The organism is Mycobacterium sp. SP-6446 (assembly GCF_001954045.1).
Taxonomy (GTDB): domain Bacteria; phylum Actinomycetota; class Actinomycetes; order Mycobacteriales; family Mycobacteriaceae; genus Mycobacterium.
Map to the genome: position 1 here is coordinate 81,755 of NZ_MBEM01000232.1, position 14,659 is coordinate 96,413.

Annotated in this window: 18 protein-coding genes; 9 read left to right on the forward strand and 9 right to left on the reverse strand. The window is 66.2% G+C overall.

Going from position 1 to position 14,659, the window contains the following annotated elements; translation table 11 throughout:
• Window positions 1–2: 2 nt before the first annotated feature.
• Window positions 3–665, reverse strand: coding sequence for a class I SAM-dependent methyltransferase (locus tag A5736_RS20890; RefSeq protein ID WP_076128204.1), 663 nt, complete (start codon window positions 663–665; stop codon window positions 3–5).
• 65 nt (window positions 666–730) lie between these two features.
• Between A5736_RS20890 and A5736_RS20895 the strand changes: the two genes are divergently transcribed.
• On the forward strand, window positions 731–1,426 hold the full coding sequence (locus A5736_RS20895; protein WP_076248322.1) for a cutinase family protein: 696 nt from the start codon (window positions 731–733) through the stop codon (window positions 1,424–1,426).
• Here the strand turns inward: A5736_RS20895 and A5736_RS20900 are convergent.
• Window positions 1,423–2,727, reverse strand: a complete 1,305-nt coding sequence (locus A5736_RS20900; protein WP_076248324.1) for a cytochrome P450 — start codon at window positions 2,725–2,727, stop codon at window positions 1,423–1,425. The two genes, A5736_RS20895 and A5736_RS20900, sit on opposite strands and share 4 nt — an antisense overlap.
• Before the next feature lie 123 nt (window positions 2,728–2,850).
• Between A5736_RS20900 and A5736_RS20905 the strand changes: the two genes are divergently transcribed.
• Window positions 2,851–3,516 carry a TetR/AcrR family transcriptional regulator gene (locus A5736_RS20905; protein WP_076248325.1) on the forward strand — a complete coding sequence of 222 codons (666 nt, stop codon included), beginning with the start codon at window positions 2,851–2,853 and terminating at the stop codon, window positions 3,514–3,516.
• Window positions 3,517–3,540: 24 nt separating this feature from the next.
• Here A5736_RS20905 and A5736_RS20910 read toward each other — a convergent pair whose 3' ends face one another.
• Together A5736_RS20910 and A5736_RS20915 are read right to left on the reverse strand one after the other, a co-directional pair.
• A complete protein-coding gene (locus tag A5736_RS20910) occupies window positions 3,541–3,741 on the reverse strand; it encodes a hypothetical protein (RefSeq protein WP_139333476.1) in 201 nt (66 codons plus the stop codon).
• A gap of 86 nt (window positions 3,742–3,827) precedes the next feature.
• A complete protein-coding gene (locus A5736_RS20915; RefSeq protein WP_076248329.1) occupies window positions 3,828–4,256 on the reverse strand; it encodes a hypothetical protein in 429 nt (142 codons plus the stop codon).
• Between the two features lie 661 nt (window positions 4,257–4,917).
• On the opposite strand from A5736_RS20915, the gene A5736_RS20925 reads away from it, so the two are divergent.
• Window positions 4,918–5,766, forward strand: a complete 849-nt coding sequence (locus tag A5736_RS20925; RefSeq protein ID WP_076248335.1) for a glycoside hydrolase family 16 protein — start codon at window positions 4,918–4,920, stop codon at window positions 5,764–5,766.
• 4 nt (window positions 5,767–5,770) lie between these two features.
• Here A5736_RS20925 and A5736_RS20930 read toward each other — a convergent pair whose 3' ends face one another.
• A complete protein-coding gene (locus A5736_RS20930) occupies window positions 5,771–6,436 on the reverse strand; it encodes a hypothetical protein (RefSeq protein WP_076248337.1) in 666 nt (221 codons plus the stop codon).
• Window positions 6,437–6,602: 166 nt separating this feature from the next.
• On the opposite strand from A5736_RS20930, the gene A5736_RS20935 reads away from it, so the two are divergent.
• Together A5736_RS20935 and A5736_RS20940 are read left to right on the forward strand one after the other, a co-directional pair.
• Complete coding sequence (locus tag A5736_RS20935; protein WP_076128227.1) at window positions 6,603–7,616, forward strand: NADP-dependent oxidoreductase; 1,014 nt, start codon at window positions 6,603–6,605, stop codon at window positions 7,614–7,616.
• A gap of 110 nt (window positions 7,617–7,726) precedes the next feature.
• Complete coding sequence (locus A5736_RS20940; protein ID WP_076128229.1) at window positions 7,727–7,981, forward strand: hypothetical protein; 255 nt, start codon at window positions 7,727–7,729, stop codon at window positions 7,979–7,981.
• Between the two features lie 71 nt (window positions 7,982–8,052).
• Here the strand turns inward: A5736_RS20940 and A5736_RS20945 are convergent, their stop codons facing one another.
• Genes A5736_RS20945 through A5736_RS20955 form a run of 3 tightly spaced genes read right to left on the reverse strand, consistent with a single transcriptional unit; the run spans window position 8,053 to window position 9,861 of the window.
• Window positions 8,053–8,463 (reverse strand): VOC family protein, encoded by a 411-nt coding sequence (locus A5736_RS20945; protein ID WP_076248339.1) that lies wholly within the window; start codon window positions 8,461–8,463, stop codon window positions 8,053–8,055.
• Window positions 8,464–8,468: 5 nt separating this feature from the next.
• Window positions 8,469–8,915, reverse strand: coding sequence for a helix-turn-helix transcriptional regulator (locus tag A5736_RS20950; protein ID WP_076248341.1), 447 nt, complete (start codon window positions 8,913–8,915; stop codon window positions 8,469–8,471).
• Between the two features lie 46 nt (window positions 8,916–8,961).
• Window positions 8,962–9,861 (reverse strand): NAD(P)-dependent oxidoreductase, encoded by a 900-nt coding sequence (locus A5736_RS20955; RefSeq protein WP_076057919.1) that lies wholly within the window; start codon window positions 9,859–9,861, stop codon window positions 8,962–8,964.
• 61 nt (window positions 9,862–9,922) lie between these two features.
• Here A5736_RS20955 and A5736_RS20960 point away from each other — a divergent pair, with 61 nt between their 5' ends.
• From A5736_RS20960 to A5736_RS20975, 4 genes are all read left to right on the forward strand, one after another.
• Window positions 9,923–10,921: a cation diffusion facilitator family transporter gene (locus tag A5736_RS20960; protein WP_076248342.1), complete on the forward strand. Its 999-nt coding sequence runs from the start codon at window positions 9,923–9,925 to the stop codon at window positions 10,919–10,921.
• Window positions 10,922–10,953: 32 nt separating this feature from the next.
• Entirely contained in the window at window positions 10,954–11,775 is an 822-nt protein-coding gene (locus A5736_RS20965) for an alpha/beta fold hydrolase (RefSeq protein ID WP_076248343.1), read from the forward strand.
• Between the two features lie 63 nt (window positions 11,776–11,838).
• Entirely contained in the window at window positions 11,839–13,524 is a 1,686-nt protein-coding gene (locus A5736_RS20970) for an ATP-binding protein (RefSeq protein ID WP_083667614.1), read from the forward strand.
• Window positions 13,506–14,198, forward strand: coding sequence for a response regulator (locus tag A5736_RS20975; RefSeq protein ID WP_076123419.1), 693 nt, complete (start codon window positions 13,506–13,508; stop codon window positions 14,196–14,198). The genes A5736_RS20970 and A5736_RS20975 overlap by 19 nt, the downstream gene beginning before the upstream one ends.
• Here A5736_RS20975 and A5736_RS26945 read toward each other — a convergent pair.
• Window positions 14,113–14,659 (reverse strand): MMPL family transporter (locus A5736_RS26945; RefSeq protein ID WP_254848423.1); only part of this gene is annotated, 547 nt, incomplete at its 5' end. The two genes, A5736_RS20975 and A5736_RS26945, sit on opposite strands and share 86 nt — an antisense overlap.

Consider the following 14,659-nt stretch of genomic DNA (forward strand, 5'->3'; position numbering starts at 1 on the left):
GGTCACACGTGCTGGCCCGCTTGCCCGCTGGTGCGTTCGAGCAGCCGTAGTGACCCGGTAGCCGAAACCTCGCGGAACTGACCGGAATCGATGGCGCGGCAATAGATGTAGTACGGCGGGCGCCCGCCGTCCTTGGGGTCCGGGAACACATCGTGGATCACTAACGCACCGCCGGCGGTCACCCACTTCGCCCACCCGTCGAAGTCCTGTGTGGCAGCGGCCTCCGAGTGGCCGCCGTCGATGAACAAGAACTGCAGTGGTGTGCGCCAGGCGCGCGCCACGATCGGTGACTTGCCCACCACCGCGACGACGTGGTCGTCCAGACCCGCGGCGTCGAGCGTGCGGCGGAATGTCGGCAACGTGTCGAACAGTCCGGTGACCTCGTCGACCAACGAGGCATCGTGGAATTCCCAGCCGGGCTGGTGCTCTTCGGAGCCATGGTGATGGTCGACGGTGTACAGCACGCCACCCGATTGCATTGCGGCCGCGCCGAGCAACAGCGTGGATTTGCCGCAGTAGGTACCGATCTCGACACCGACGCCGCCGCCGAGGTACCGCAGTGCGGCGTCGTAAAGCGCGCGGCCCTCTTCCGCCGGCATAAAACCCGGCACCCGTTCGGCCAGCGCGAATAGCCGCTCGGGCGCTCCGGCGTCTACGTGACTCATCAGCTGATCGTAGAAGGGCCTTGGGCTGCCCAGCGGCCGGGCCGCATGGGCTTTACCATCATGCTGTGCATGCCTTTCCTCTCCGCAAATTGCTTCACGTCGGCCTGGCCGCGGCCGCGGCCACGGCGGCGCTGACGATCGCCGCCGCCGTGCTACCGCCCGGAGCGCCCGGTGCCGCGGGACTGGCCGCCGCGGCGAACTGTCCCCAGGTGCAAATCGTCTTCGCCCGCGGCCGTAATGAGTCACCGGGGCCCGGCGCCCTCGGCAATGCGTTCATCAACGCCGTCGAATCCAAAGCCGGCAACCGAACCATCGGTACCTACGCCGTGAAGTATCCCGCCGACACCGAGGTCGACGTCGGCGCCAACGACATGAGTTACCACATCCAGGACATGGTCAACAACTGCCCGAACACCCGGCTGGTGCTCGGTGGCTACTCGCTCGGGGCGGCGGTCACCGACGTCGTGCTCGCGGCGCCGATCTCCGCGTTCGGTTTCGACAGTCCCCTGCCGCCGGGGACCGACCAGCACATCGCCGCCGTCGCACTGTTCGGCAACGGAAGCCAATGGGTCGGCCCGATCACCAACTTCAACCCGACCTACAACGACCGGACCATCGAGCTGTGCCACGGCGCCGATCCCGTCTGCAACCCCGCGGACCCGAACACCTGGAAAGAAAACTGGCCGGCACACCTCGCGAGCGCCTACATCAGCGCCGGAATGGCAAACCAGGCCGCCGACTACGTCGTCAGCAAGCTCTAGACGGTCACCACGTGCCTGCTGCCGAGATTGACCGGCAGCCGGGCGAATCCGCGGAGATTGACTAGCCCACGACGTTGCGTGGGGCCGCTCAGCTGTAGGTCGGGGTATGTCTCGAACAATGCGCGTAGCGCGGTCGTCCCTTCGACGCGTGCCAGGGCGGCGCCCAGGCAGGCGTGGATCCCCGACGCGAATGCCAGATGGTCCCGCGCGTTTGGCCTGTCGATATCGAGATTGTCGGGATCGGCGAACACTTGCGGGTCGCGATTGGCACCGCTGAGAAGCAAGGCCACCATGTCGCCGGCCGCGATGCGTCGACCCGCCAGCTCGAGGTCGCATAGCGCGGTGCGTGCGGTCATCTGTACCGGGCTGTCGAGCCGAAGGATCTCCTCGACGGCGTTCGGCCAAAGCTCGGGGTCGTCGCGCAGCCGCGCAAGTTGGTCGGGATGCTGCAGGAGCAGAACGATGCCGTTGCCGATCAGGTTGACCGTCGTCTCGAATCCCGCGCCGATGAGCAGGGCGGCGTTCGCCGTGAACTCGTGATCGGTCATCGCGCCGTGGGAGGCCAGACGGCTGAACGGATTATCGCCGGCCTCGCCGGAACGCAATTCGTGGAAGCGCTCACGCAGTTCGCGATCAGCGCCGCGCAGGCTGGTAACGGCTTGCCGATAGGTGCGCCAGCCGATCCCGATGTCCAGCAGGGGCGCTCCGCTGTGTCCCCAACCCAGCATCCACGGGTGGGTGTCGGGGTCCAGGTCGAGGATCTCGGCAATGATGGCGACCGGCAGCTGGGACGCGAAGTCCGCTATCAGATCCGGATCCGGAGTGTCCGCAAGGCGATCGAGGAGCTGATCGGTCACCTCGACCACGCGGGCGCTGAGCTGATCGATGGCCCGCGGAGTGAAGCTTTGCGCCACCAGTTGTCGATAGCGGGTGTGCTCGGGCGGATCGACGACGACCATGGCGGGCGGTTCGACGGGATTGGCCGCCCCGTGATCGGCGGTCCGGGCGATCAGCGCCCGCAGTGGGCGGGGCAGATCCATGCTGGACGGCGCTGTCACGCCGAAACGTTTGTCGCGCAGAACTTCTCGGCATACGCCGTGGTCGACGCTGACCCAAGTGAACGGTGTCCGCACCAGCGGTCCGCGGGCCCGGATCTCCTCCATCAACGGATAGGGATCGGTGGCGCGACCGTGACTGGCGATCAAGCGGCCCAACGGTTCGCCGCGCAGCGCCTGAACCTTCATGAACGTGCGGGCCACGCCGTGCATGGCCGCCCACCGGACCCACATCCGAACCGCCATAACAACCCCCAACCAGCAGAAAAATCGCTAGGCTGTAGCAGCGAGACAAATAGACGAATAATGTCTCGCATGTATCAATGGCCACGATACGACGACCTGCACGGGTGAGCAAGGAGCAATCAAGTGACCACGAGCCGAACGGCGGAGTTCGTGCGGCGCCTCGCCGCGCCCGAGCCTGCGGTGCTCGCGCAACTGCACCGCCCCGACGACATCACCACCCGCATCCTGGCCGCCACCCTCGAGCAGGCCGAACTGGTCGGAATGCGGCGCATCACTATGGAAGACGTCGCCCGGCGCAGCGGGGTCGGCCGCGCCACGTTGTACCGCCGCTTCCCTACCAAAGCCGCGCTGATCGACGCCGTCGTCCTGGGCGAAGCCCGCCGCTACTTCGACGGCAACGAACAAGCCTGCGCGCACGCCACCACGCTCGAAGATCGCTTGGTCTACGGCACCGTGTTCACCGTGACGTTCCTGCGGGAGCACGCGTTGCTGAAGAACTTGCTGCGCACCGAGCCCGAGACCATCCTGCCCAGCCTGACCATCGAGGCCGGCCCCATTCTCGACTTCGCCATCGACCAGTCCGCGGCTGAGTTGAGGGCCGAAATCTATGGGACGAAGGCCACCACGCCCGACCAGGAGCGCCACCTACGCACCGTCGCCGAGCTGCACACCCGCCTGACCCTGTCCTTCATCGTCACCCAACACACCGGCATCAATCTCGCCACCATCGACGACACCCGCGCATTCGTGCGCCAATACCTGCTTCCGATGATCACCGGCCCCCGTTGACGGCAGCGACTCTACGTCGCAATCTCACGCTTCGTACTCGACGTGGTACCAGTGCCGAACCGGCTTGTCGCTCTTGTCGACCTGACCGGTATCCACCGCGCTGATCACGCTGACCTCGGTCACCGCGGGATCGTTGGCCTCGATGTAGCGCTCCAACTCGTGCAGCAGCGCACCATGCGACTGCGCCGGGTTGGCAAGCGCCTTGGTTCTGTATGTTCGCGGCACCGATAGCATGATGCCGACGTATTCATCGATGTGTAACATTCGCTATTGCCCTGTCGTGCAAGACGATTCGTCAGATTTGGTGCCGGTCAAGCGGCCACGGCTGACAGTCTCCGCGCCTGCAAACCCACATAACCGAGTGCCAGTCCGGTCCCGATCTCGCCGGCCGCCGTAAGCCATGAGAACCACGTGACGTTGACCCGCGGTCCGGAAACGAAGCTGTCCTGGAAGCCGGGGAGAAAAGTGGGCAGCACATGCGCATAGACGAACACCAGCGCGCTGCCGAAGCCGACGGCGATCGCCGCCTCGGCGGCCCGTTGGTGGTGGCGCAAGATCAGCACGAGGGCGACAACCACGAATACGCCCTGGATCATCCCGCCAACCATGATTGCCGGCGGAGACGCCGCCATACCGCGCCGAAGGTGATCTATCCCGTGGAGCGCGAATGCCGCGGCGAAAACGATGACCGCCACGGCTAGCGAACGCCGGGCGGTCAGTGGATTCGAGTCGTTGGACATCGTTGTCCTCCCAACCATCGACTACTACATACAGTAGTAGATTATCGGGTGCATGTAAATGGGTTCGACAGCCGGTAGTCCAGCGAATAGCGCGATCGGGAATGCGGAGTTTTACCAATACAATTGGTGAAAATTGTCAGGGCTATTGCGATGTGGCACAGCCCAATTCACGGGCCACGGCGCGCCTAAGCGTTTCAGGCCGGTGTGTCGGTGCCGGTGTAGACCTTGAAGTTTCGAATCACGGGGACGGCATCGTTTTCCGAGGCCGCACGCCGTCGGGCAAGAGATGACGGATGCCGATGCATCGCTTCGCTGCGCTCGCGTGCGCGCCGCTGAGCCGCAGCCCAGGCGGGATGTGAGCGAAGGAAAATAACCGTCGCGCCTGATGCATTCGCCACGATTGTCAACTCCTCCCAGAGCTACTCAACTCGCTGCAAAAGCCACCACAGGTGGTTATCGGTTCGTGATTCCAGAATGCCCAGCCAATCCTGAGACCAAACCATCGGTCATCTTGAGAATTGGCCATGAATTCCTGGTAAATCCCGAGCCATTACCGCGCCGCCGACCCTTTTGGGCGACCGCGATCCACACGGTAACGACACCCACCGACAAAATTCCTGTTTCGACCCCGTGCCGCCTCGGCTGCTATCGTCGCTTGCTTATGCCTGAGATGGATCGCCGCCGCATGATGTTGACGGCAGGGATCGGCGTGCTGGCGGCCGCGCTCCCCATCCCTGAGGCCCGTGCTTTGCCCTCCCGAACGGATGCGTCAGGGGGCAGGATGCCGCCGCCCGCCGCGCCGAGCGGCCAGACCGGGAGCTACATCTTCGCCGATGAGTTCGACGGACCGGCCGGGTCGGCCCCCGATGCGTCGAAATGGGCGATCGCGCGCGCCCGCGAGACGATCAAGGACCCGACGTACTGGGAGCTGCCCGAACACATCGGGCAGTACCGCGACGACCGCAAGAACGTGTTCGTCGACGGCAACTCCAACCTCGTCCTGCGCGCGGCGAAGGACGGCCCCACCTACTTCAGCGGCAAGGTTCAAAGCCTCTGGCGGGGCGGTGTCGGCCACACCTGGGAAGCCCGGATCAAGCTCAACTGCCTAACCGCCGGCGCCTGGCCCGCCTATTGGCTGGGTAATGACGACCAGGGCGAAATCGACGTCATGGAGTGGTACGGCAATGGCAACTGGCCCTCGGCCACCACCGTTCACGCGAAAGCAAACGGCGGCGAGTGGAAGACGCACAACATCGCGGTGGACAGCGCGTGGCACACGTGGCGCACTCAGTGGGATGCGGCGGGCATCCGGTTCTGGAGGGACTACAGCGACGGCGCGCAACCGTACTTCGACGTGCCCGCGAGCTCGCTGCCCGACTGGCCGTTCAACAACCCCGGCTACACGGTTTTCCCGGTGTTCAATCTTGCGGTTGCCGGTTCCGGCGGCGGGGATCCCGGTCCCGGGACCTATCCCGCTGACATGCTGATCGACTGGATCCGCGTCTGGTAGACGCTCACGTCGCGTTTCCGGCGAACCATGCGCTGGCCACCGTCCGCGTCTCAGGCGGCGGGAAGTGGGCGCCCGGGGCGCCAAGTTCACCGACCTTGACCGTCCAGGCCGCCGCCGAACGGTCGATGCAGCTCCCGGCGCCCTGGCTCGGAAGCCATAGCACCCGCAGGTTCGCCCTCGGGGCCTCGCACCAGTAGGCGCCCTCGTACCCGTCGTCGCGCAAGCCCCACGCGCCGCCGTTGCGAAGTAGGCAATGTGTGCCGTCGTCGAGGGCGAGCGCGAACGGATCCGGCGTGGCGGTGGGCTGCACCGGCGGGAGCGAACCGCCGTAGGTCACCCGGTGCAGGCTCTTGTCCCATGGATTGTCCACGCACAGTAGCGATCCCGGCGTCGACGGCCAGCACGTGCCGGCACCGGCCGCGCTGGGCGAGCAATAGTAGATGTTGTCCGCGACCGCCGACAGTGACGGCGTCGAGCAGTCGTTGACCGCGACGACGTTGCCCTGCGCTGGCGCCTCGCGGTAGCCGTTGATGGGTTGGCCACCAGGTCCGATCGCCACCGTGGTGATCACCTGGGTCGGCGGCGGATCGGCGATTGCCGGTCCGGCCGCCCAGAAAACAGCAATAGCCATCGAGATGATCGGCACCGTGGCAACTCGCAACGCGTCCATCTGAATGACCTTCCTCCACAGGACCCCCTTGAATGGTCGCTCGCAAAACCGCCCGGCTCAATGGGTGAGCAGGAGTGGCCGGTGTCCGACATACGTCGCGTTACAGCACTCGCGCCCCTCCGCTCGAACGTGTCGCAACCTGCGTCGCGTCCGGTAGCGTGCGCTCATGTCTGATCGAAACCGTCGCTTCCTGCTCCGCGAGCGTCCCACCGGGCGCATCGGCCCGGACACGTTCGAGCTCACCGAGGAGGCCGTCCCCGAAATCGGGGACGGCGAGGCGCTGGTGCGCGTCGACTGGATCTCCCTCGACCCGACCAACCGCGCGTGGATCAACGACACGCCCACCTATCTACCCCCGGTCGGCATCGGCGAGGTGATGCGCGGCGGCGGGCTGGGCGAGGTCATCGCGTCGAAGAATTCGAACTATGCGGTCGGCCAAACGGTGCAGGGGCTCGTCGGCTGGCAGGAGTACGCGGTCGCCTCCGATGCGAATCCGTTGTTCCCGGTCGACGTCGCCGAGGGTGTTTCGCCGACCGCTTACATGGGCGCGCTCGGGATGACGGGGCTGACCGCGTGGGTGGGAATCCGCGACATCGGCAAGCCGAAACCGGGCGAGACGGTGGTGGTCTCGGCCGCGGCCGGCGCGGTCGGTTCGGTTGCCGGCCAGCTTGCCAAGGCGGACGGGGCCCGCGTCGTCGGGATCGCCGGCGGGCCGGAGAAGTGCGCCCTGCTGACCGACCAGCTCGGCTTCGACGCGGCGGTGGATCACCGCGCCGACGATTGGGCCGCCCAGCTCGCCGCGGCGACGCCCAACGGCATCGATGTCGACTTCGAGAACGTGGGCGGCGACATCATGGACGCGATCTTCGCGCGCCTCAACATCGGCGCCCGCGTCGCGCTGTGTGGTCTGATCTCCGGCTATAACTCGGCCGATCCGCCGCCCGGACCGCGCGCGTTCGGAAACCTGCTGATCCAACGGGCGACGGTGCAGGGGTTCATCGTCTTGGACCACTTCGGCCGTGCGCCCGAGGCGATTCGCGAGATCGCCGGCCTGATCACCGAGGGCAAACTCACGCCGCTGGAGACCGTCGTCGAGGGCTTCGAACAGCTGCCGACGGCGATCAACATGCTGTTCGACGGCAAGAACGTCGGCAAGCTCGTCGTCAAGACGTCGGGTTAGGCCGTCGCTTGCCGGTCGTCCGGTTGTTGGGATCGGTAGCTGTTGGGCCGGGCTGTACTGATCGCAACGACGCCGCCACCGAGGCGGCGCGTGACGAAAGGAAGTCAGCAATGAAGATCGTGCCGGCCAGCATCGAAGAACAGATCAACCGTGTCGATCGCCAGCGGAGCCTGTACATCGGGATCAGCGCCGCCCTGATCGCGCTGTGGAGTGTCTACCGAGTGCTCTGGACGCTGTACATCGGGATGACGTTTGGTTGGTTCTTGGGATCGATGGTTTTCCCGTTGGTGCTGTGGGGTGTCATCGGAGCCGCCGCGGGGGTCGCGGCCACCGGCTTCCTGACCCGCTACTCCAGGGGTTCATGAACCTGCTCGACGCAACGGAAAGTTCCGAACCTGCTTGAGGTTCGGAACTTTTCGTTTGGGCGGTTGCCGTGTCAGCGCAATTCCTGTATGCGGATCATGTTGCCCGCGGGATCGCGCACCGCGCAGTCGCGAACTCCGTACGGCTGCTCCGTCGGCTCCTGGACAATCTCGGCGTCGCCGGCCTGTAGCTGCTCGAAGGTGCTGTCGAGGTTTTTGGTGGCCAGCAGGAGCATTGCGTAGGTGCCCTTCGCCATCATTTCGGCAATGGTGCGGCGCTCGTCGTCGGTAATGCCGGGGTTGGCGCCCGGCGGGTTCAGCACGATCGATGTGGCGGGCTGGGCGGGAGGGCCAACGGTGATCCAGCGCATCTTTCCCTTTCCGACATCGAGGCGGACCTCGAAGCCGAGGGTGTCGCGATAGAAGGCGAGCGATGCTTCGGGGTCGTCGTGCGGAAGGAAGCTCGAATGAATGGTGACGTCCATGACCGTCAGGCTAGGTGGGCGTCTGCGGCGGGCGCTTCTCGATTCCTGATCGGTCTGGTCACCTGTTTTTCCACGCATGGCGGCAGGCTGGCCGCCCCGTCCGTCGTGTGTTCCCGATAAGCGCTGGGCGGCATGCCGACAAGCTCAGTGAACCGGGTGCTGAAGGTCCCGAGCGAGGAGCAGCCGACCGCGTAACACACCTCGGTGACGCTGAGGTCGCCGCGGCGCAGCAACGCCATGGCGCGTTCGATGCGCCGCGTCATCAGATACGAGTACGGCGACTCCCCGTAGGCGCGCCGGAACTCGCGGCTGAGGTGCCCGGCGGACATGTGTACCCCTCTTGCGAGCGCCTCGACGTTGAGGGGCTGCGCGTAGTCACGGTCGATGCGGTCGCGGACGCGACGCAGCCGCGCGAGGTCGCGCAGGCGCTGCTCGGCCGAGCTGTCGGTCACCTGGGCGATGCTGCCACGTCCGGCCGCGTCGGCGCTCGGCGAGTGTCTACGCCACGAGCTCCGGGTGGAACTTGGTCGCCATCCGGCGAAGCCCGTCGCGCCAGTCCACCGTTGTGCCCCCGATCAATTCGTGCATCTGCGTCACGTCGGTGGGATTGCCGCGCAGCGCCTGGGCGCTCTCGTCGAAAACCGGCTCCTTGCCAACGAGCGAGCCGAGGTACCCACACCACTCCTGGAGGCTGACGGCTTGATCGCCACACCAGTTGACGGTGGTCGCCGGAACCGACGCCGCTTCGAGCAGCTTCGGAATGGTCGCGATGATGTCGTCCTCGTGGATCGGGTTGTAGCGGGCGGGACCGCCGGGCGGGACGGGAATCGGGATTCCGGCCAGGATCATCTCCATGTGGTAGAACGGCCACCCGCCGTTGTCGCCGTATGGGACGTTGAGCCGGGCGATGGTGGTGGGAATGCCCAGCGCGCGCGCCATCGTCCGCGCGACGACCTCGCCGGCGATCTTGGAAATGGAATAGGTCGGGAACAACGGTTTGTGGTTGTCGCCCAGGGCGGCGCGCTCGGTCCGCGGTTCGTCGTCGGGCGGGTCGTAGACGGCCGCCGACGAGCAGTGCAGAAATCCTTTCGCGTTGCGGCAGTGGGCCATCAGCAGGCCGACGGACTCCGCGTTGGCACCCAGATCCTTGTCCCAGTCGCCGCTTTTGGCGACGGCCAAATTGAGGACGTAATCGAAGTCGGACGGGATCGCGGCGAAGTCTCCAGCCGCCAGGTTGACGGTCTCGCACCGCACGCCGGATTTCTCGAGTGCTTCACGAGCCGCGGCATTGGTGAACCGCGCGATGCCCCAGACCTCGTTGTCGACCGCCAGGGCCTGGGCAATGGGACTGGCCACCTGCCCGGTGGGACCGGTGATGAGTATTTTCTCGCCGCGCATGCGCTGATGGTAGGCGACCATCGGGTGGCGAGACGCCAGAGTCAATGCCTACTATTTGCGTATGCATGCAGATAGCTGTATTGCCCATGCCAACCCCCATGACCATGACCATGACCATCCGCAAGGTCTGCGCGGGGCGATCAGGGAGATCTTCGCCCCGCACTCCCACGGTGCCGCCGACAGCATCGACGACGCCCTGGAATCCAGTGTCGCGGGGATCCGAGCCGTCAAGATCAGCCTGGTGGTGCTCGGGCTGACCGCGACTGCCCAGCTCGCCGTCGTCATGATGTCCGGATCCGTTGCGCTGGCGGCCGATACCATCCACAACTTCTCCGACGCCCTAACCGCGGTGCCGTTGTGGATGGCGTTCGCGTTGGGTACCAAGGCCGCCACGCGCCGCTACACCTACGGGTTCGGTCGCGCGGAGGATCTGGCCGGTTTGTTCGTGGTCGCGACGATAACGCTGTCGGCGATCGTCGCCGGATACCAAGCCATCATGCGGCTGACCCATCCCGAACCGATCGGGCACATCGGATGGGTTGCGCTGGCCGGGCTGATCGGGTTCGTCGGAAACGAATCGGTGGCCCTCTACCGGATGAGGGTCGGACGGCGGCTGGGCTCCGCCGCCTTGGTCGCTGACGGCTTGCATGCACGCACCGACGGCCTGACTTCCCTGGCGGTGCTGTGCTCGGCCGGCGGTGTCGCGCTTGGGTTCCCGCTGGCGGACCCGATCACGGGCCTGGTCATCACCGCGGCAATCCTGGCCGTTCTGCGGACGGCCGCGCGCGACGTGTTCCGTCGCTTACTTGACGGTGTGGACCCCGAGATGGTCGACGCCGCCGAACGCGCGTTGGCGGCCCGTCCCGGGGTGCGCGCTGTGCGCAGTGTGCGGATGCGCTGGATCGGGCACCGCCTGCACGCCGATGCCGAATTGGACGTCGATCCCACTCTCGATCTGGCGCAGGCGCACCGCATCGCCCACGACGCTGAACACGAACTGACGCATGCCGTCCCGAAACTCACCAGCGCGTTGATCCACGCCTATCCCGCTGAGCACTAACCGGCCACTAAACGGCGTAGTGTCCGGAGGCCATGGCCACAACGATCCGTTTCGTCGAGGCGAATGGGCTGAAATTCGCCTATCTCGAGGAGGGTTCCGGGCCTCTCGTGCTGATGCTGCACGGGTTTCCGGACACTGCGCACACGTGGGACGATCTTCGCCCGCGCATCGCCGCCGGCGGATACCGCGCGGTCAGCCCGTTCCTGCGCGGCTATCACCCCAGCGCGATCCCGGATCGCGACACCGACCAAGAGACGCTGGCGCGTGATCCGCTTGCGCTGATCGAGGCGCTCGGCGCGCGCGACGCGGTCGTCATCGGGCACGACTGGGGCGCCTCGGCCGCATACGGCGCGGCGGCGCTGGGCCCAGAGCGGGTGACGAAGCTAATCGTCATGGCTATTCCCCATCCGGCGACGCTCAAGCCGTCACCGAAGAAGCTTTGGGGCGCTCGTCATTTCGTGGCGTACAAGCTGCCGGGAGCGTCGAACCGCTTCGCGCGCAATGACTTTGCGGCCCTTCCCGCCATCTATCGGCGTTGGTCCCCCACCTGGAATCCCGATCCCGAAGAGTTCGACGCCGTGCGCGCGTGCTTTTCCAACCGGGCGAGCTTGAATGCGGCGCTCGGCTATTACCGCAAGCTGTCCCCCATCCCCAGCGCGTCGCTGCGGGCGCGAATCACGGTGCCAACGGTTGTCTTTGCGGGGCTCGACGATCCTGTCCTCGAGCCCTCCGACTATCGATCCGCGGCCCGGATGTTCGACAACGAGTACGTCGTCGAGGAGGTACCAGGCGGGCACTTCATGCACCGGGAGCATCCCGAGGTGTTCGCCGAGCGGCTTTTGGCGCATCTGTAATCGAGCTGCCGCGACCCGCGCGACTTTTGCGCATTCTGCTCAGCTCGGTGGTACGGTCCCCTCATGGCCGCCAAGGGTCGCATCGACTTGCGACTCGCCACCCAGGTATTGGTGTTGCAGCTCGTCGTGGTGACGCTGGCGTTAATCATCGCGTTCGTGCTCTTTGCCCTATTCAACCGCCAGCGCCTGGACAGCCAATACCATGTCCATGCCACCGATATCGCCCGCGTCGTCGCCTCATCGCCAACGGTGGTCACGAACATCGCGCGCTACGACGCAGCACCGTTGACCCCCAGCCCGGAATTGATCGGCGAACTGGCAGCGGGTCCGATCCAAGGTGTTGCTTCACGGGTTGAACAGCGCACCCACGTTTTGTTCGTCGTGGTGGCCAACGCAGCCGGCATCAGGGTCGCGTCTCCGCAGCGCGACAGGTTGGCCCATCATGTCCTCGCCGACATCGCGGCACCGTTGGCCGGGCAGGAGATAACGTCGCATGACGACACCGTTTTCGGACGCGCAATCGTTGCGAAAGTCCCAGTGTTCGAGCCGGGTTCCAATCGGGTGTTGGGTGTGGTCATCGTCGGCATCTCCACGAAGGCCTTCGACGATCAATTTTCGAAAAATCTGCAGGTGCTGGGCGCGATGGGAGGCGTTCTCCTGCTGATCGGCGCCGGCGCTTCGTTGGCCCTTGCCCGGCGGTGGCGAGGGCTGACGCTGGGTTTGCGGCCGGCGGAGATCACCGAACTGGTACGCAGTCAGGCGGCGGTGCTGCAGGGCATCGGCGAGGGTGTGCTAGCGGTGGACACATCCCGACAAACCACGTTCATCAACGACGAGGCGTGCCGGCTGCTCGAGATCGGCAACGAAACGGGCCGACCCATTGACCAGATCGGCCTGACCCCGCGAGTGCTCGACGTGTTGAATTCCGCCGATTCGGCACCCACGTTGGCCACCGTCGGCGAACGCATCGTCGTGGTCTCGGCTCGGCCGGTGTGGCGCGAAGGACGCGAGCTGGGAACGGTTCTGGTGGTGCGGGACCGAACCGACGTCGAATCGCTGACCCGGCAACTCGACGCCGTGCAGCTCATGAGCACGGTGTTACGCGCACAACGCCACGAGTTCGCCAACCGTCTGCACTTACTGAACGGCTTGTTGCATGGCGGGCACGTCGACGAGGGACTGCAATACCTGGAAGAACTGCTCGGATCGGGACCGCTTGGGTCCGCGCTACCCGGTATCGACTCCATCCGCGATGCCTACCTGCAGGCATTCTTGGCCGCCAAGGCCGCAGCCGCCCGCGAGGCGGGCGTGACGCTGACGATCGGCGAGAACACCTGGGTGCCCGGCCGGCTCGTGCTGCCAGTCGACGTCACCACCGTCGTGGGAAATCTGCTGGACAACGCGATCGACGCGGTTCGGTTGAGCGACAACGAGACCAACGAGGTGGAAGTCGAGCTGCTGCAAGATGGTTCGACGCTGCACATCACGGTGGCCGACAGCGGCGACGGCGTGGCGCCAGACTTCGTCGAGGATCTGTTCACCGAGGGCCGGACCACGAAGCCGGATTCCGGTATACCGGGCGGCCGCGGTATCGGCCTTGCGTTGTCGCGGCAGATCAGCCGCGCCCTCGGCGGCGACCTGTGGTTGGCCAGTGCGGGCAATCCGGAGGTGCCGCTGCGCGGCGCGGAGTTCATGGCCCGGCTCCCGGGCGTGATGGTTGAGGAGGCGCAATGGGTGACGCAGAGCTGACCGTCCTGGTGGTCGATGACGACTTCCGCGTCGCCAACCTGCACGCCGAGGTGGTCAACACGTTGCCGGGCTTCACCGTCGCCGCCACAGTGAACACGCTCTCGGCCGCTCGCGAGGCCGTGCGGGAGGCGCCCGCCGTCGACCTCGCGCTGGTCGACGTCTACCTGCCCGACGGGTCCGGCATCGACTTCATCCGCGAATTGCAGTGCGACAGCATCGTTTTGACGGCGGCAACCGAGGCGGCCACGATCCGCGCCGCGATGTCGGCGGGCGCGGTGAACTACCTCGTCAAGCCGTTCGCAACGACCGAGTTGGCCGCGCGCCTGGCGGGCTACGCGCGCTACCGCAAGATCCTGGCCGCCCAAAACCTCACCGCGAACGATGTGGACGCGGCGCTGGACGCCCTGCGCCCCAGGATCGCTCCCCCTGCGCAGGCCACCATCGCGGCTTCATCCACCAAACAGCTTGTGCTGCAAGCGTTGCGCGCATCAGAAAGGCCCAAGTCGGCGGCGGAGGTTTCCGCGGCCATCGGGATTTCGCGGGCGACCGCCCAGCGGTATCTGGCGGCGCTGGCCGGTGACGGTGACGTCACCGTCGGGTTGCGCTACGGCACGACGGGCCGCCCGGAGCAGGAATTCGCGGCCAACGCCAAGTCGGCGCGTCCCCTGCGCTGAGCGGCGATTCGCGCGCAGGCTCGATGCCCCCGGCGCAGGCTCGCCGGGCGAGTGGCCCGGTGCCCGCTATCGACGCGCGACGAGCCCGTGCGTCCTGCCGGGCCAGCGCCCGCCGGCGCCGGGCCGCCGAGCGGCGAATATTGGTGGCCACCAAGGCATGCGACACGTCGCCGTGGATGCAGGTGAGCGTCGCGGGGGCCCGCCCGGTAGCAGCGGGGACGGCCTTCGCCGGCTTGGCGACCTTGGCCGGCCTGCCGGGCCACCAGTTGGCGTTCCCTACCAGAGCGGCCAGGGCCGGCACCGTGACCGTGCGGACCACGAAGGTGTCGATCAACAAGCCCATGCCGATGATGAACCCCGTTTGCACCATGGTCGACAGGCTGCCGGTCAGCATGCCGAACATCGAGGCGGCGAAGATGATGCCGGCAGACGTGATGACACCACCCGTCGAACGGACGGCG